13 protein-coding genes and 1 pseudogene are annotated in these 17,581 nt (G+C 58.9%); 12 read left to right on the top strand and 2 right to left on the bottom strand.

The window, feature by feature from the left end; translation table 11 throughout:
- Window positions 1-39 precede the first annotated feature (39 nt).
- Window positions 40-1,926 (bottom strand): sigma-54-dependent Fis family transcriptional regulator, encoded by a 1,887-nt coding sequence (locus CJU81_RS18465; RefSeq protein WP_095037778.1) that lies wholly within the window; start codon window positions 1,924-1,926, stop codon window positions 40-42.
- Between the two features lie 346 nt (window positions 1,927-2,272).
- Between CJU81_RS18465 and exaC the strand changes: the two genes are divergently transcribed.
- The 8 genes from exaC (at window position 2,273) to CJU81_RS18425 (ending at window position 10,991) form a co-directional block, all read left to right on the top strand.
- Window positions 2,273-3,793: an acetaldehyde dehydrogenase ExaC gene (gene exaC, locus CJU81_RS18460; RefSeq protein WP_095037777.1), complete on the top strand. Its 1,521-nt coding sequence runs from the start codon at window positions 2,273-2,275 to the stop codon at window positions 3,791-3,793.
- A 159-nt stretch (window positions 3,794-3,952) separates the two neighbouring features.
- On the top strand, window positions 3,953-5,398 hold the full coding sequence (gene eat / locus CJU81_RS18455) for an ethanolamine permease (protein WP_016779246.1): 1,446 nt from the start codon (window positions 3,953-3,955) through the stop codon (window positions 5,396-5,398).
- Between the two features lie 50 nt (window positions 5,399-5,448).
- Complete coding sequence (locus CJU81_RS18450; protein WP_095037776.1) at window positions 5,449-6,849, top strand: ethanolamine ammonia-lyase subunit EutB; 1,401 nt, start codon at window positions 5,449-5,451, stop codon at window positions 6,847-6,849.
- A 2-nt stretch (window positions 6,850-6,851) separates the two neighbouring features.
- On the top strand, window positions 6,852-7,649 hold the full coding sequence (eutC, locus tag CJU81_RS18445) for an ethanolamine ammonia-lyase subunit EutC (protein WP_095037775.1): 798 nt from the start codon (window positions 6,852-6,854) through the stop codon (window positions 7,647-7,649).
- A gap of 290 nt (window positions 7,650-7,939) precedes the next feature.
- Window positions 7,940-8,593 carry a DedA family protein gene (locus CJU81_RS18440; RefSeq protein ID WP_095029965.1) on the top strand — a complete coding sequence of 218 codons (654 nt, stop codon included), beginning with the start codon at window positions 7,940-7,942 and terminating at the stop codon, window positions 8,591-8,593.
- 15 nt (window positions 8,594-8,608) lie between these two features.
- On the top strand, window positions 8,609-9,421 hold the full coding sequence (locus CJU81_RS18435; RefSeq protein WP_095037774.1) for a zinc-dependent peptidase: 813 nt from the start codon (window positions 8,609-8,611) through the stop codon (window positions 9,419-9,421).
- Window positions 9,422-9,522: 101 nt separating this feature from the next.
- Window positions 9,523-10,050 carry an inorganic diphosphatase gene (gene ppa / locus CJU81_RS18430; RefSeq protein ID WP_016779241.1) on the top strand — a complete coding sequence of 176 codons (528 nt, stop codon included), beginning with the start codon at window positions 9,523-9,525 and terminating at the stop codon, window positions 10,048-10,050.
- 206 nt (window positions 10,051-10,256) lie between these two features.
- Window positions 10,257-10,991, top strand: coding sequence for a LexA family transcriptional regulator (locus CJU81_RS18425; protein WP_095037773.1), 735 nt, complete (start codon window positions 10,257-10,259; stop codon window positions 10,989-10,991).
- A 215-nt stretch (window positions 10,992-11,206) separates the two neighbouring features.
- Here the strand turns inward: CJU81_RS18425 and CJU81_RS18420 are convergent.
- A pseudogene (locus CJU81_RS18420) lies at window positions 11,207-12,038 on the bottom strand (PDDEXK nuclease domain-containing protein).
- A gap of 337 nt (window positions 12,039-12,375) precedes the next feature.
- Between CJU81_RS18420 and CJU81_RS18415 the strand changes: the two are divergent.
- The 4 genes from CJU81_RS18415 (at window position 12,376) to CJU81_RS18400 (ending at window position 17,538) form a co-directional block, all read left to right on the top strand.
- Entirely contained in the window at window positions 12,376-12,618 is a 243-nt protein-coding gene (locus CJU81_RS18415) for an exodeoxyribonuclease VII small subunit (protein ID WP_016779237.1), read from the top strand.
- On the top strand, window positions 12,615-13,502 hold the full coding sequence (ispA, locus tag CJU81_RS18410; protein ID WP_095037772.1) for a (2E,6E)-farnesyl diphosphate synthase: 888 nt from the start codon (window positions 12,615-12,617) through the stop codon (window positions 13,500-13,502). The genes CJU81_RS18415 and ispA overlap by 4 nt, the downstream gene beginning before the upstream one ends.
- Before the next feature lie 130 nt (window positions 13,503-13,632).
- Window positions 13,633-15,531 (top strand): 1-deoxy-D-xylulose-5-phosphate synthase, encoded by a 1,899-nt coding sequence (dxs, locus tag CJU81_RS18405; protein WP_095037771.1) that lies wholly within the window; start codon window positions 13,633-13,635, stop codon window positions 15,529-15,531.
- A gap of 123 nt (window positions 15,532-15,654) precedes the next feature.
- Window positions 15,655-17,538, top strand: a complete 1,884-nt coding sequence (locus CJU81_RS18400) for a TonB-dependent receptor domain-containing protein (protein WP_095037770.1) — start codon at window positions 15,655-15,657, stop codon at window positions 17,536-17,538.
- The last annotated feature ends 43 nt before the right edge of the window (window positions 17,539-17,581 follow it).

Below are 17,581 nucleotides of genomic sequence, written 5' to 3'. Positions count from 1 at the left end.
TCCCTCCGGGAGAGGGTTGGGGTGAGGGGCTTTTAAGCATTACCGCTCAATCCCGTGCTTGCGCAGCTTTCTATACAGGGTATTGCGGCTCACCCCCAGTTGCAGTGCCGTATGGGTCATATGCCAGCGGTGCAGTTCGAGCGCCAGCAACAAGGCCTGTTTTTCGGCATCCTCAAGCGGGTGTTCACAAGGTTCAGGGGCCTTGCACGGAGCCAGGCGAACAGTGGCCGGCAGATCGTCGAACTGGATCACGTCGTTTTCACAGAGTGCCGCCAGGGTGCGCAACACGTTGCGCAATTGGCGCACGTTGCCCGGCCACGGAAAATTCAGCAACGCCTCTCGCGCCCCGTGGCTGATCTGCAGTTGTTGTTCACCCGCCTCTTCAGCCAGCAGAAAGTCCAGCAACTGGGATTTGTCCGTACGCTCGCGCAGCGCCGGCAAAGCCACTTCCAGCCCGTTAAGGCGATAATACAAGTCCTCGCGAAAACTGCCATCGACCACCCGCTCCTGCAGATTGCGGTGGGTAGCACTAATAATGCGCACGTTCACTGCCATCGGCTCGCCACCAATGGGCACCACCAGACGATCCTCCAGCACCCTCAACAGACGGGTTTGCAGCGCCAGCGGCATATCGCCGATTTCATCCAGAAACAAGGTGCCACCGTCGGCCTGCTGCAACTTGCCCTGCATGCCCTCCTTGCGCGCTCCAGTAAAACTGCCGCCGCGATAACCGAACAACTCGCTCTCGATCAGGCTTTCTGGAATCGACGCGCAATTGAGCGCCACAAAGGGTTTGCTGCTGCGCAAGCTGGCCTGGTGCACGGCTTTGGCAAAGGCCTCTTTGCCCGAACCGGTCTCACCATTGATCAGCAGCGGTACATCACGTTCAAACACCCGCAACGCGCGGCGAAAATCAACCTGCAAGGCTTCATCGCCCAGACAAATGCCGCTCTGGCGCGGGCGCTGCGGCTCAACTTTTACAGTGATCGGTGCCGGCGAGTGTCGCGGCTGGCCGCGCAGGGCTGCAAACAGCCGACGCCCGTCGCGGGTATGCAGCGGCCAACTGGCAGTGGCCTGGGGGGTGGCCCGAGCGAACAGCTCATCAGGCGAACAATCGAAAACACTGTCGATCAATTGCCCAAGCAAACTGCCGCGCACATGGCCCAGCAGGTTCAAGGCGCTTTGATTGACGGCGCAAATCACTCCATCACCGTCAAACGCCAGCATGCCTTCACTGAACAACCCCACAGACTCTGCCTGCAGATGAAAACGCAGCAGCCACTGATTTTCGAAATGCCCGAGGAAGTAGCTATTTTCGATGATTTTGGCTGACAGATTGACCAGCGCCATCGTGTGAAACTGGCTCTGGCGCGAAGCTTCATGACGCGCCGAAGAGACATCGAGCACCGCCAGCAATTCGCCCTGCGGATCGAACACCGGGCTGGCCGAGCAGGTCAGCCCGGTGTGCCGACCGCGAAAGTGTTCATCCTGATGGATGGTCAATGCCTGGCGCTCGACCAGGCACGTGCCGATCCCGTTGGTGCCCTCCCGCGCTTCGCTCCAGTCTGCCCCCAGCCACAGCCCGGCCTGCTCGAACACCTTGCGTTCGGAGGGGGCAGTGACACAGTTGAGAATCACGCCGCGGGCATCGGTCAGCAGTACCGCGTGCCCGGCACCGGAGAGCTGCTGATGCAGGCTGTTCATTTCGTGACCGGCAATTTTCAGCACCTGCTGCAACCGCTCGCGGCCTTCGAGAATACGGCCCTGCTCTAGCACGGTAGGGGCGATGGTTTGCGCAGGATCGAGGTGATAGTCCTCCAGGCAGCGCTGCCAGGAACGGACGATAGACGGGTCGCACCCCTGAGGGCGGCCCTGGGTGACATCAATGACTTGCCGTGCGTGACGGCGTAGATCGGTACTGTGCATTTCTTATTGTTCTCCGCTCTGTCTCGGCGGTCCCGTGCTCGGCAGAGGCAAACGTCCCTCAGCGGCAACAAGGATCCAGTCCAAACCGAACACCCAGCATCCTCTTGCTCACCGACCATTGCAATCGCGAACTGACCCGCCGGTCATCGCTTGTACCAGCGATGGTACAAATTGTCACAGCCACTGTGTCACAGCGGTGACATCCGCCCTGTCCCAACGCCCCCCTTAAACCCGCAAAGCCACGGCCTGCAAGGCTTTCGCAAATCTGGCCCAGCCCTTGCTCCTGCTTGTAGCAGCGCCACTGCGCGTCCTCCCATAAGCACAATAAAGCCAGGAGACACCCACCATGCGTTACGCACAACCCGGTACTGAAGGCTCGATCGTCTCGTTCAAGAGCCGCTACGGTAACTACATCGGCGGCGAATTCGTGGCGCCCGTCAAAGGCCAGTACTTCACCAACACCTCGCCTGTAAACGGCAAAGCCATCGCCGAATTCCCGCGTTCGACCGCCGAAGACATCGACAAAGCCCTCGACGCCGCCCATGCCGCTGCCGATGCCTGGGGCGCCACCAGCGTGCAGGCTCGCTCGCTGGTACTGCTGAAAATCGCTGACCGTATCGAGCAGAACCTCGAACTGCTGGCCGTCTCCGAAACCTGGGACAACGGCAAAGCCGTGCGCGAAACCCTGAATGCCGACGTGCCCCTGGCCGCCGACCACTTCCGTTACTACGCCGGTTGCATCCGCGCCCAGGAAGGCAGTGCAGCTGAAATTGACGGCAATACCGTGGCCTATCATATCCACGAGCCGCTGGGCGTGGTCGGGCAGATCATCCCGTGGAACTTCCCGCTGCTGATGGCCGCCTGGAAACTTGCCCCGGCGCTGGCGGCCGGTAACTGCATCGTGCTCAAACCTGCCGAGCAAACTCCGCTGAGCATCACTGTGCTGATGGAACTGATCGGCGACCTTCTGCCACCGGGCGTCCTCAACGTGGTGCAAGGTTTCGGCAAGGAAGCAGGCGAGGCGCTGGCCACCAGCAAGCGCATTGCCAAAATCGCGTTCACCGGCTCCACGCCTGTGGGCTCGCACATCATGAAATGTGCAGCGGAAAACATCATCCCGTCCACCGTTGAACTGGGTGGCAAGTCGCCGAACATTTTCTTCGAAGACATCATGCAGGCTGAGCCGACCTTTATTGAAAAGGCCGCTGAAGGCCTCGTGCTGGCGTTCTTCAACCAGGGCGAAGTCTGTACCTGCCCAAGCCGTGCACTGATTCAAGAGTCGATCTACGACGAATTCATGAAAGTGGTTATGAGAAAGGTCGAATCGATCAAGCGCGGCGACCCGCTGGACACCGACACCATGGTCGGCGCCCAGGCCTCCGAACAGCAATTCGACAAGATCCTGTCCTACCTTGAAATTGCCAAGGCTGAGGGCGCCGAACTGCTGACCGGCGGTGCCGTGGCCAAGCTTGAAGGTGATCTGGCAACCGGCTACTACATCCAGCCGACCCTGCTCAAGGGCACCAACAAAATGCGCGTGTTCCAGGAAGAAATCTTTGGCCCGGTGGTCAGCATCACTACCTTCAAGGACGAAGCCGAAGCACTGGCGATTGCCAACGACACCGAGTTTGGTCTGGGTGCCGGGCTGTGGACGCGCGACATCAACCGTGCCTACCGCATGGGCCGGGCGATCAAGGCCGGTCGCGTCTGGACCAACTGCTATCACCTGTACCCGGCTCACGCCGCGTTCGGAGGTTACAAAAAATCCGGTGTTGGCCGTGAAACCCACAAGATGATGCTCGACCACTACCAGCAGACCAAAAACCTGTTGGTGAGCTACGACATCAACCCTCTGGGCTTCTTCTAAGCCGGCAACCCTGTGGGAGCGAGCCTGCTCGCGAAAGAATCGCGAGCAAGCCCGCTCCCACAAATAGGCATCAATAGCTCTACACCGGGCCCTGTGGCCCAGCTCTTGCTTTGCTCCCTGTCATATTTTCTCAAACTATAAAAGAACAGGTGAATTCCCATGCCTAGCGAACCTACTGCCGCTGCGGCGGCGTCCTCTGTCGACTTTGAAAAAGTCGGCTCCGAATATTTCCAACAACGCGAACTGAAAAAAGGCGCTGCCGGCTGGGTCCTGCTGGTAGGGCTGGGCGTGGCCTATGTGATCTCGGGTGACTACGCCGGCTGGAATTTCGGCCTGGCCCAGGGCGGCTGGGGCGGGATGTTTATCGCCACACTACTGATGGCCACCATGTACTTGTGCATGTGCTTTTCCCTGGCCGAACTGTCATCGATGATCCCCACTGCCGGCGGCGGCTACGGCTTTGCCCGCAGCGCTTTCGGGCCCTGGGGCGGATTCCTCACCGGCACCGCGATCCTGATCGAATACGCCATCGCACCCGCGGCTATTGCCTGTTTTATCGGCGCCTATTGCGAGTCGCTGTTCGGTATTGGCGGCTGGATGATCTACCTGGCGTTCTACATCATCTTTATCGGCATCCACATTTTCGGGGTCGGTGAAGCGCTCAAGCTGATGTTTATCATCACCGCAGTAGCAGCTATTGCACTGGGGGTATTTCTGGTCGCGATGGTGCCGCACTTCAGCGTCGCCAACCTGCTGGATATCCCGGTCACCGAAGCCAAGGGCGCCAGCACCTTCCTGCCCTTCGGTTATGTCGGCGTATGGGCCGCTATCCCTTACGCGATCTGGTTTTTCCTCGCCGTGGAGGGCGTGCCACTGGCCGCCGAAGAAACCAAGAACCCCAAGCGCGACCTGCCTCGCGGCCTGATCGGCGCCATGCTGGTACTGGCTACCTTTGCGCTGCTGATTCTGGTGATCGGCCCGGGCGGCGCCGGTGCGCACCACCTGATGGCATCGGGCAACCCGCTGGTTGAAGCGCTGAGCAAGGCTTATGGCGGCTCGACCTGGATGGGCGGTTTCGTGAACCTGGTGGGCTTGGCCGGCCTGATTGCCAGCTTCTTCTCGATCATTTACGCCTACTCGCGTCAGATCTTTGCCTTGTCCCGTGCGGGTTACCTGCCGCGCAAATTGTCCGAAACCAACAAGAGCAAGGCGCCGGTACTGGCCTTGATCATTCCTGGCATCATCGGTTTTGGCCTGTCACTGACCGGGCAAGGCGACTTGCTGATTCTGGTGGCGGTGTTTGGTGCGACGATTTCTTATGTGCTGATGATGGCCGCGCATATCACCCTGCGTATTCGTCGCCCTAAAATGGAGCGTCCGTATCGCACTCCGGGCGGGATTTTCACCTCGGGCACTGCTTTGGTGCTTGCCTGTGTTGCGGTGGTGGCCGGTTTCCTGGTTGACCCACGCGTGGTGATTGGCGCGGCGGTGATCTATGGAGTATTAATTGCCTACTTCGCTTTCTACAGTCGCCACCATTTGGTGGCCGGTACGCCGGAAGAGGAATTTGCGGCTATTCAACAGGCCGAAAAGGCCTTGCACTAACCGCTGAGAATCCGCCAGACGCCCTGCGTCTGGCGTCATGGAGCACGCAAATGGCAACTTTCTCTCATGCGGTTGGCACCCAGACCTACCGTTTCGATAGCCTTAAAGACGTGATGGCCAAGGCCAGCCCGGCGCGATCCGGGGATTTCCTGGCCGGTGTGGCGGCGCAAAACGACGGTGAACGGGTCGCTGCGCAAATGGCCCTGGCTGACATTCCGCTCGCTTATTTCCTGCAAGAAGTACTGATCCCTTACGAGACCGATGAAGTCACCCGGCTGATCATCGACAGCCATGACCTGCAAGCCTTCGCCACGGTCAGCCACCTGACCGTTGGCGGGTTTCGCGACTGGTTGCTCAGCGACGCCGCCGACGAGCACAGCCTGCGCGCCCTGGCGCCGGGCCTGACCCCGGAAATGGCTGCGGCCGTGTCGAAAATCATGCGCGTACAAGACCTGATTCTGGTTGCGCAAAAGATCCGTGTCGTCACCCGGTTTCGCGGCACCATGGGCCTGCGCGGCCGCCTGTCGACCCGGCTGCAACCCAACCACCCCACCGATGATCCAGCCGGGATTGCCGCCAGCATTCTCGACGGCCTGCTCTACGGTAACGGCGACGCCATGATCGGCATCAACCCGGCCACCGACAGCATTGCCTCGATCTGCGATTTGCTGAACATGCTCGACGCTATCATCCAGCGCTATGAAATCCCCACCCAATCCTGCGTGCTTACCCACGTCACTACCTCGATCGAGGCGATCAATCGCGGCGTTCCGCTGGATCTGGTATTTCAGTCCATAGCCGGTACCGAAGCGGCCAACGCCAGTTTCGGCATCAACCTGAATGTGCTGCAAGAAGGCTACGAAGCAGGTTTAAGCCTCAATCGCGGCACGTTGGGCAACAACTTGATGTATTTCGAGACAGGCCAGGGCAGCGCGCTATCAGCCAACGCCCATTTCGGCGTAGATCAACAAACCTGCGAGACGCGGGCCTACGCAGTTGCGCGACATTTCAAACCTTTCCTGGTCAATACCGTGGTCGGTTTTATCGGGCCCGAGTACCTGTACAACGGCAAGCAGATCATCCGCGCCGGTCTTGAAGACCACTTCTGCGGGAAACTGCTGGGCGTGCCCATGGGCTGTGACATCTGCTACACCAACCACGCCGAAGCCGATCAGGACGACATGGACACCCTGCTGACGCTGCTGGGCGTGGCCGGAATCAACTTCATCATGGGCATCCCGGGATCGGACGACATCATGCTCAACTACCAGACCACTTCCTTCCATGACGCGCTGTATGCACGCAAAACCCTGGGGCTCAAGCCTGCACCCGAGTTTGAACAGTGGTTGAGCAAGGTCGGCATTTTTACCCAGAACGATGGCCGCATCGAGTTCGGCCACCAGTTGCCTCCGGCATTTCGCCAGGCGCTGGCTCATCTGGGAGGACGCTAGCGATGGCCGACAACCTCAACCCGTGGCTGGACCTGCGCCGCCTGACCCCGGCACGTATTGCCCTGGGTCGCACCGGCACCAGCATGCCGACCCAGGCCCAGCTCGATTTTCAGTACGCCCATGCCCAGGCACGGGATGCGGTGCATTTGCCGTTTGATCATCCAGGCCTGAGCGCACAATTGACCGAGCGCGGCCGCGAAAGCCTGCTATTGCACAGTGCCGCGGCTGACCGCCACAGCTATCTGCAACGCCCGGACCTGGGGCGCAAGCTGAACGACGACTCCGCACAGCAGCTACGCGACTACGCCCTGGCCAATCCCGGTGGCATCGATGTTGCCGTGGTGGTCGCAGATGGCCTGTCGGCGCTGGCCGTTCATCGCCACACCCTGCCCTTTTTGGCGCGCATGGAAGAACACACCGCAACCGAAGGCTGGTCGCTGTCACCGGTGATTCTGGTGGAGCAAGGGCGAGTTGCCGTGGCCGACGAAATTGGCGAGCTGCTGGGCGCACGCATGGTAGTGATGCTGATCGGCGAACGTCCCGGGCTCAGCTCCCCCGACAGCCTGGGGTTGTACTTCACCTATGCGCCAAAAATCGGCCTGACTGATGCGTTTCGCAACTGCATCTCCAATGTGCGGCTTGAAGGCTTGAGCTACGGCATGGCCGCTCATCGGTTGGCGTACCTGATGCGCGAAGCCTGCCGTCGGCAATTATCGGGGGTGAATCTGAAGGATGAAGCCCAGGTGCAGACGCTGGATCTGGAGGCCCCCAGCGAAAACTTCCTGCTAAAGGGCGATTGAAACTCGCTCTGCCTAGCTGTGTTTGGCTGTGTAGTCGCTGCCGAGGCACGAAGGCTGCGAGCTGTTGAGGCCCTAGGCATTCAAGGCTCGCAGCCTTCGTGCCTCGGCAGCGACTACAGGGTTTTGACTACCAATACACGCTTCGCTACAAACTCAATCTGCAGAATTCGTCTCAATCCGTATAATCCGATTCTTCAAAAAAGTACGAAAAAACTACAATTGTTGTAGTTAACTACGCATCCCTACCCGCACAGACCTGCAGAGCCGGGTCATCAACACAGGTGCTTCAAATGGATTTCAACCCGATCGACATTATCCTGCACCTCGATGTGTACCTCGACATGCTGGTAAACAATTACGGGCCATGGATCTACGCCATCCTGTTTCTGGTGATTTTTTGCGAAACCGGTCTGGTAGTCATGCCGTTCTTGCCGGGTGATTCGCTGCTCTTTATCGCAGGCGCTGTAGCTGCCGGTGGCGGCATGGACCCGGTACTGTTGGCAGGCTTGCTGATGCTGGCTGCGATCATGGGCGACAGCACCAACTACGTGATCGGACGAACGGCAGGCGAACGCTTGTTCAGTAACCCGAACTCGAAAATTTTCCGCCGCGACTACCTGGAAAAAACCCACGATTTCTACGAGCGTCATGGCGGCAAGACCGTGACGATGGCGCGCTTCCTGCCGATCTTCCGCACCTTCGCCCCGTTTGTGGCCGGTGTGGCACGCATGTTCTACCCGCGCTTCTTCATGTTCAGCGTGTTTGGCACGATCTTGTGGGTTGGCGGCCTGGTAACCCTGGGCTACTTCTTCGGTAATGTGCCGTTTATCAAGTCCAATCTGTCGCTACTGGTCGTGGGCATCATCCTGCTATCGCTGGTGCCGATGATTATTGGCGTGATCCGCAGCCGCATGGGCCGCACCCCCGTCAAAGCCAAAGCCTGAACGGGGCGTACCACCATGTGGTCATTAAGTGAATGGCGGCGCCAGCGGATTCTGGCGCAACACCCGGTAGCGCACGACGTCTGGCACAACGTGCGCCAGCATCTGAGCATTCTCGACGGGCTGACTGACGAGCAGGACAAATGGTTGCGCGAGAGAAGCGTTTTGTTCCTGCAAGACAAGCACCTGACGCCCATGCCCGGGGTTGAACTCACTGAAGAGGGCCGGCTGTTGCTGGCCGCTCAGGCGCAACTGCCGCTGCTCAACCTGGGCGATCTGGACTGGTATCAGGGCTTTCACGAAATCGTGCTCTACCCCGACGATTTCATCAGCCCCCAGCGCCATCGCGACTCCAGCGGAGTCGAACACGAGTGGGAAGGACATCACAGCGGCGAAGCCTGGCAACACGGCCCCGTTGTACTGGCCTGGCCGGGGGTACTGAGCAGCGGTGGCTGGGAAGGCTACAACCTGGTGATCCACGAACTGGCGCACAAGCTCGACATGCTCAATGGCGCCGCCAATGGCATGCCGCCATTACACAGCGGCATGCATGTGAGTGACTGGACCCAGGCCATGCAGCAGGCGTACGACCACCTCAACCACTACCTTGATCACCACAACCCCGATCACGCGCCTATCGACCCCTATGCGGCCGAAAACCCAGCGGAGTTCTTTGCGGTGACCAGCGAGTACTTTTTCAGCGCGCCAGACCTGTTGAGCCATGCCTACCCGCTGGTCTATCAACAATTGAGCCTGTTTTACCGTCAGGACACGCTGGCACGCCTCAAGCAGCTGCAAACAGAACACCCCGAATACCGCGCACAGCACTGATCGCCCAAGGGTGACGTCCTTATAGGAATACGCCTATAATCGCCGCCACTTTTTGGCCAATTCGGCCAACCAAACTGGCCTACTAACGGGGGCACCGCCCAATGAGCTACAGCAAGATTCCGGCAGGCAAAGACCTGCCGAATGACATCTACGTCGCTATCGAGATTCCGGCTAACCACGCGCCGATCAAATATGAAATCGACAAAGACAGCGATTGCCTGTTCGTTGACCGCTTCATGGCCACCCCGATGTTCTACCCGGCCAACTACGGTTTTATCCCTAACACTCTGGCAGACGACGGTGATCCGCTGGACGTGCTGGTAGTTACCCCATACCCGGTAGCTCCAGGTTCGGTTATCCGTGCTCGCCCGGTTGGCATCCTGCACATGACTGACGACGGCGGCGGCGATGCCAAAGTGGTTGCAGTGCCTCACGACAAGCTGTCCCAGCTGTACGTTGACGTGAAAGAGTACACCGACCTGCCACCCCTGCTGATCCAGCAGATCCAGCACTTCTTCGAGAACTACAAAGATCTCGAAAAAGGCAAATGGGTGAAGATTGAAGGTTGGGGCGATGCTGAAGCCGCTCGCGCCGAAATCACCAAATCGGTTGCTGCCTACAAAGGCTAAGCAACCCGTTAAAAAAACCTCGGCTCGCCGGGGTTTTTTTATGCCTGCATAAACGCAATAAAACAGCCTGTTTACGGCGCGCAAAATGCCCAGTCAATGACAGTAGGAAATATCACTGCAAGCCTAGGAATTTTCTGGTTTTACAGTTTTTTTTTGAACGCTTAGTTTATTTAAACAGGCTTGGCTTGCCCGTAGACTCTGTGTTCATGAATACATCCGGTGATCGCCTGAAAGCCCTCCTGCGGGAGTGCCATTTAACTGCTTCGGACTTCGCAGCCAATCGCCGCGTTACGCCGCAGCACGTCAACAACTGGTTCAAACGAGGCATCCCGATGGCTCGCCTGGACGAAATCGCCGAACTGCTGTGTGTTAACAGCCGCTGGTTGCGCACCGGCGAAGGAGTCAAACACCCGGGCCTGACCAGCAGCAACGACGAAACCTCGCCTGCGCAGACGGGACAGCAAACACCGGCTAGCACCTGCGACATTGAGGCGCCCTTCTACAACGAAAGCTTGCACCCCGACGGGTCAGGCAAAACCCATGTGATGAAAATCCCTGACTGCACCGTGCGGCTCAGTTGCTCGACCTTGCAGGGCTTGGGCGTCAGCCCCGACCAGGTCATTTGCGCGCCCATGATCGGCAACAGCATGGCCCATAGAATTCAGGATGGCTCCACCGTCGCCATCGACCGCAGCCTGACCCAAATCGTCGATGGTGAAATCTACGCGCTCGAACAGGACGGCATGCTGCGTATCAAATACCTCTACCGCCTGCCCAATAACGGCCTGCGCATGCGCAGCCACAACTGCCAGGAGTATCCGGACGAAGTCTTTGACGCAGTAGAAATCCACGCGCAACAGATACGGATTTTGGGCTGGATATTCTGGTGGTCCACGCTTAGTCAGCGACGTCCGACAGTACCCTACCAACTGTACGAATAACCTTGGGTCTGGGAAAAGCACTCAAACCCCAGTATGATTCGCCGCACTTGTGCACTCCCCTCGCGGCAAGCGAGCCGGAATGCAGGGCCAGGCCGCAAAAAGCTGCTACGCCCCACACCCAGCCATAGCGCGCTGGTTGTCACGATTGAAGGCGAGTACGGCTTACCAAAAATAAGCCAGACCCGCCCCCGAGAAGCCGGCCACAAGCCGGCTTTTTAATGCCTGAAATAATCCTCGTTCACTCGACACTCCTCGATAGCGACGCCATCACCCGCCAGTTCGCGCTCGATCTGTTCGATGCTGGGCAAACTGGTCTGCAACTCTGCTGGCAGTGACTCTACCAGCTGGTACTCGGCCACGCCGATGCACTTGTTTGCCAACGAAGGCAAATCCTGCGCCCAGCTCCAGCAAGAAATCGGTGACATGCCTGACCAGAGCAATTTCTATCTCTCGTTCATGCGCATCAGCGCCGAGGCCAAGAAAGTCGAAACGGTAGGGGTCTTTCAACGATTCACGGGCCAGGTCGGACTGAGGTTTAGGCAAAAAGCTTTCAAAATTGCTCACGGCCTTGCCGCTGCGCTCCAGTAAACGACCCTCGATCTGCATGACCAGTGTATTTCGTGACCAGTTATGCTCGATGGCCTTGGCGGCATACCAGCGGCGGGTTTCGGGGCCGGGGAGTTTGTCCAGCAACGCCAATTGGTGATACCAGGGCAATTGTGCAAGCACCTCTTGCACAATTGCCGTGTCGGGCCATGCCTGGGCAAAGGCACGCATGTATTTGAGGTTGCGTGGCGAGAAACCTTTCATGTGCGGGAAGGCTGTACGCAGATCCAGGGCCAGACGTTCAATCACTTTCGTGCCCCAACCTTGCTGTGTCTGGCGGGTCAAAATATCGTGACCGATTTGCCAGTACAGCAGCACCAGCTCGCGGTTCACCGCCAGCGTGGCGCGCTGCTGGGCGCCATGAATACGGCCTTTAAGGTCGCTCAACCAGTCACTGTAGCCCTCGGGCTGCGCACTCAAACCAACAGGAATTTCACTCATGGCTTTTTCTCTCGTGACCACGCCATCGTGCTTGAAACATCTGCAGGGCACAGATGCAATCGCTGGCAGGGTGCACAACATAAGCCTTCAAACTCGGCGGTTTTGTACGAGGCTTCGCTTTCACTCCAGTGAAGCTTCCGAGAATATTTGATTCGGCCTGTAACGTGATCTGGCGTTGACACCAGGTGCAGGAGGGAGCGGGGCGGCGCCGATCAGGCCTGGCACTTAACTCATTGAAAAACACCTTTATGTGAATACATCGGCGCCCTGTCGATTTGCCCCAAAACCCGTCGTCTGCTAGTGTCAGCCGGTTTTAACGCCTACCGAGAATGCCGCCATGGCCCGCAAAAAAGCTTCCCTGGATTTCGAACAGTCACTCGCTGACCTGCAAACACTGGTCGAGCGTCTGGAAAATGGCGAGCTGTCGCTGGAAGACTCTCTGACTGCCTTTGAGCAAGGCATCCGCCTGACCCGTGATTGCCAGGGCGCACTGGCCCAGGCAGAACAAAAAGTGCAGATCCTGCTTGAGCGCGATGGTGAACTGGCACAAGAGCCTTTTGATGCGGAACAGTCAGAATGATTGATGCTTATCAGATCAGCAGCCAGGCCCGTGTCAACGCGGCGCTTGAACTTCTGTTTGTCGCTCCGGCACCCGAGCTGGCCCGTCTTTATGAGGCCATGCGCTACAGCGTCATGAATGGCGGCAAACGGGTTCGCCCGCTGCTGGCCTATGCCGCCTGCGAAGCCCTCGGCAGTAAACCTGAACAAGCCAATGGCGCCGCATGTGCCGTGGAACTGATCCACGCCTATTCGCTGGTGCATGACGACTTGCCGGCCATGGACGATGACGATCTGCGTCGCGGCCAGCCAACCACCCATAAAGCGTTCGACGAAGCTTGCGCCATCCTGGCGGGCGACGGCCTGCAAAGCCTGGCATTCAGCGCATTGCTCGACCCACGCCTGAGCAACCTGGATGCCGACACGCGCTTGCGCATGGTCACGGCCCTGGCCTTGGCCGCAGGCCCGGCGGGCATGGTTGGCGGGCAAGCGATCGACCTGGGTTCAGTGGGGCTCAAGCTCGACCAGGCGGCGCTGGAATTTATGCACCGGCACAAGACCGGGGCCCTGATCGAAGCCAGCGTGCAGTTGGGCGCCCTGGCCAGCGGTAACGCAACCGCTGAAAACCTGCAGGCATTGAATGTCTACGCACGGGCCATTGGCCTGGCATTTCAGGTGCAGGACGACATCCTCGATGTTGAAAGCGATACCGCGACCCTGGGCAAACGCCAGGGTGCCGACATTGCGCGAGACAAACCGACCTACCCGGCCCTGATGGGTCTGGAGCAGGCCAAAGGCTATGCACTGGAGCTGCGCGACCAGGCGCTCAACGCCCTGCGACATTTTGATGCAGCTGCCGAGCCGCTACGTGAACTGGCACGTTATATCGTGGAACGCCGCCACTAAACGCCCACTCGGTAATGTTTTCTGACAGCTCTAATGCCAAGGTCTTACTAACGAGTGCCAGACTGCGTGGGCAGCTTACGTTCCATAAGGTAAACTGCCGCCTCTTCTTATACCTATAACGATTCGCCTGATGCCAACGACGTTTCAAGAGATTCCCCGCAACCGTCCGACTACGCCCCTGCTTGACCGGGCGGGCACGCCTGCGGGTCTGCGCCGCCTGGCCGAAGCCGAGCTGGAAACCCTGGCCGATGAGTTGCGCCTGGAATTGCTCTATACCGTCGGCCAGACGGGCGGGCATTTTGGTGCCGGCCTGGGTGTCATTGAGCTGACCATCGCGTTGCACTACGTGTTCGACACCCCGGACGACCGGCTAGTGTGGGACGTGGGCCATCAGGCGTATCCGCACAAAATCCTCACCGGGCGCCGCGAGCAGATGGCATCGTTGCGCCAGAAAGACGGCATTGCCGCTTTCCCGCGTCGCTCCGAGAGCGAATACGACACCTTTGGCGTCGGCCACTCCAGCACCTCGATCAGCGCAGCGCTGGGCATGGCCATAGCCGCCCGCCTGCAAAAAAGCGAGCGCAAGGCGATTGCCGTTATCGGTGATGGAGCCCTGACTGCCGGCATGGCCTTCGAGGCGTTGAACCACGCGCCCGAAGTGGATGCCAACATGTTGGTCATCCTCAACGACAACGACATGTCGATCTCGCGCAATGTCGGGGGTTTGTCCAACTACCTGGCCAAGATCCTCTCTAGCCGTACTTACGCCAGCATGCGCGAAGGCAGCAAAAAGGTGCTCTCTCGTCTGCCTGGCGCGTGGGAAATTGCTCGTCGTACTGAAGAGTATGCCAAAGGCATGCTGGTCCCCGGCACCCTGTTTGAAGAGCTGGGCTGGAACTACATCGGCCCGATCGATGGCCATGATCTGCCGACCCTGATCGCGACGCTGCGCAACATGCGCGACCTCAAGGGGCCGCAGTTCCTGCATATCGTCACCAAAAAAGGCAAGGGCTTCGCCCCGGCCGAAGCGGACCCGATCGGCTATCACGCCATCACCAAGCTTGAGCCGCTGAATGCGCCGAAAGCTCCGCCAAAAGCACCGGGCGGGCCCAAGTACTCCGCCGTGTTTGGCGAGTGGCTGTGCGACATGGCCGCTGCCGATGAGCGCCTGGTGGGCATCACCCCGGCCATGAAAGAAGGCTCGGACCTGATTGCATTCAGCGAGCGTTATCCAAAGCGCTATTTTGACGTGGCAATTGCCGAGCAACATGCGGTGACCTTTGCTGCAGGCATGGCCTGCGAAGGCGCCAAACCTGTTGTGGCGATTTACTCGACATTCCTGCAGCGCGGTTACGACCAACTGGTGCATGACGTCGCGGTGCAGAACCTGGACGTGCTGTTTGCCATCGACCGTGCAGGCCTGGTGGGCGAAGACGGCCCGACCCATGCTGGCAGTTACGACCTGTCGTACCTGCGTTGCATTCCGGGCATGGTCATTATGACCCCGAGCGACGAGAACGAACTGCGCAAAATGCTCACCACCGGCCACCTCTACAACGGCCCGGCGGCAGTGCGTTACCCGCGTGGCACAGGGCCGAATGCGCCGATCGAGAAGAATCTCGAGCCGCTGGAAATCGGCAAAGGCGTGATTCGTCGTCAGGGCTCCAAAGTTGCTATGCTGGTGTTTGGCGTGCAACTGGCAGAAGCCCTGCAAGTGGCAGAAAAAATCGACGCTACCGTGGTCGACATGCGCTTCGTCAAGCCGATGGATGAAGAACTGGTTCGCGAAATGGCTGCCAGCCATGAACTGCTGGTGACCATCGAAGAAAACGCCATCATGGGCGGCGCAGGCGCAGGCGTCAGCGAGTTCCTGGCCCGTGAAAACGTGCTCAAGTCGGTGCTGCATCTGGGCTTGCCGGACGTATATGTCGAGCACGCCAAGCCAAGCCAGATGTTGGCCGAGTGCGGCCTGGATGCGGTAGGCATCGAAGCCTCGGTGCGTCAGCGCATGGCGTTGCTGGGGCTCTGAGCCACCCATCAGTTGTAGTCGCTGACGAAGCTGCGAAGGGGATCGGGGCGACCTTTGGATAACGGGTTGCCACGCAACCCTTCGCAGCCTTCGGCAGCGACTACAGGTTCAACTTGAGATCTCATGAAGTATCTGCAACTGGCCGTTGTCCTCGGCCTGATCCCCGCCAGCCCTGTACTCGCCGACTCGCCGCAGCGCGAAAACGCGCTCAAACTCCCGCAAACCCTGATCACCGGCAATCGCCAGGTCGAGGCACGCTCGGACAGCACAAGCGCCAACAGCGTGTTCACCCGTGACGATATTGACCGCCTGCAACCCACCAGCCTCAGCGACCTTCTAAGCCGGGTACCGGGTGTGCAAGTGGCCCGTAGTGGCGGGCGCGGTGGCCTGCCGGGGATCTATATCCGCGGCACCAAATCGGCGCAAAGTCTGGTACTGGTCGACGGCCAGCGTATGGCCAATGCCACCTCTGCCGACAGCAACCTGCAGTACCTTAATATCGATCAGATCGAACGCGTAGAAGTACTGCGCGGCTCGCGCTCGGTGATCTACGGCAGCGATGCGATTGGTGGCGTAATACAGATTTTCACCCGGCGCGGAGCCGATCAGGCTCCGCAGCTTCGTCTGCATAGTTCAGTGGGCAGTTATGGCAGCTCGCAAAACAGCCTGGGCATTTCCGGTGCTGACGGTCAAACACGCTACAACCTCAGTGGCAGCCTTGAGGAAACTGCCGGGATCAACCGTACCCACGAGTCCTTCCCCAGTGACAATGACCACGATGCCTATCGCAACAAGTCACTGAGCCTGAACCTGAGCCACTCTCTGAACGAGGCGTTCGAAGTTGGCCTGACGGCGATGAAAAACATCGGCAAAACCGAACTCGACAATTCGTTCGGACGCTGGGACCCGGACACCTTTACCGTCAGTGGCCAGCAGCTTTACAGCGATTTCGATATCAGCAGCGTCGCCAGCTTTATCGACGCACAGCTGAACGAGCACTGGAACTCGCGGCTGGAGTTTGGCCACAGTGAGAACCGTGAAAAAACCCGCGACAAGCTCAGCACTGACATCTACAGCTTCAACACCTATCGCGACTCGCTGAACTGGCAAAACAACCTGACACTGGACGATCAAAACAGCCTGATCCTCGGCGCTGATACCTATGAAGACCGTGTACGCAGCAGCACCGTTTTCGAGGAAGACAGCCGCTGGAATCGCGCCGCGTTTATCCAGCACCGATTCCACGGAGAGTACTTCTCGACCGAGCTGGGCCTGCGTCACGATCAGAATCAGCAATTCGGCAGCCACAACACCTGGAGCACCAGCCTGACTGTGCCGCTGAACGCCGACAACGACGTTTTGCTGTCTTACAGTGAAGGGTTTCGCGCACCGACGTTCAATGACTTGTACTACCCGCAGTTCGGCAACCCCGATCTCAAACCGGAATATTCAAAAAGCTACGAGCTGCAATGGCGCAGTCAGCTAAGTGAAACCAGTCGCCTCGAAACTTCGCTGTACCGCACCGATATTCGCGACGCAATTGTGGCCGATGCCGACTTTATCCAGCAGAACATCGGCGCAGCGCGGATCACCGGTTTCGAAAGCGCGTTGCAGCAAGAATGGTTCGGCTGGCAGAGCAGCCTGGGTATCGCGATTATCGACCCGCGCGATCGTGATACCGGCCATACCCTGAGCCGTCGCACACGCCGTACCTTGAGCCTGGATCTGGATCGGCAATTCGACCGGCTGGGTATCGGCGCCAGTTGGCAAGCGGTGAGCAGCAGTTTCAATGATGAAGACAACAAACAACCCATAGGCGGTTACGGCCTGCTGGGGCTGCGTGGCAACTGGCAGGCCAGCCCCGAAGTGCGCCTGGATGTGAAGGTCGACAACCTGCTGGACAAAAGTTTCACCCGCGCGCTGTACAGCTATGACGGCAACTACTATGGCTACCGCGAAGAGCGACGCTCGCTACAACTGGCTGTCACCTGGACCCCCGAGTTATAACACCTGTAGTCGCTGCCGCAGGCTGCGAGCCCTAGGGTTAACA

It is taken from the genome of Pseudomonas fragi, assembly GCF_002269505.1.
GTDB lineage: Bacteria > Pseudomonadota > Gammaproteobacteria > Pseudomonadales > Pseudomonadaceae > Aquipseudomonas > Aquipseudomonas fragi_D.
Note: the sequence above shows the minus strand (reverse complement) of the source record. Positions and strands in the feature narration are given on the sequence as shown.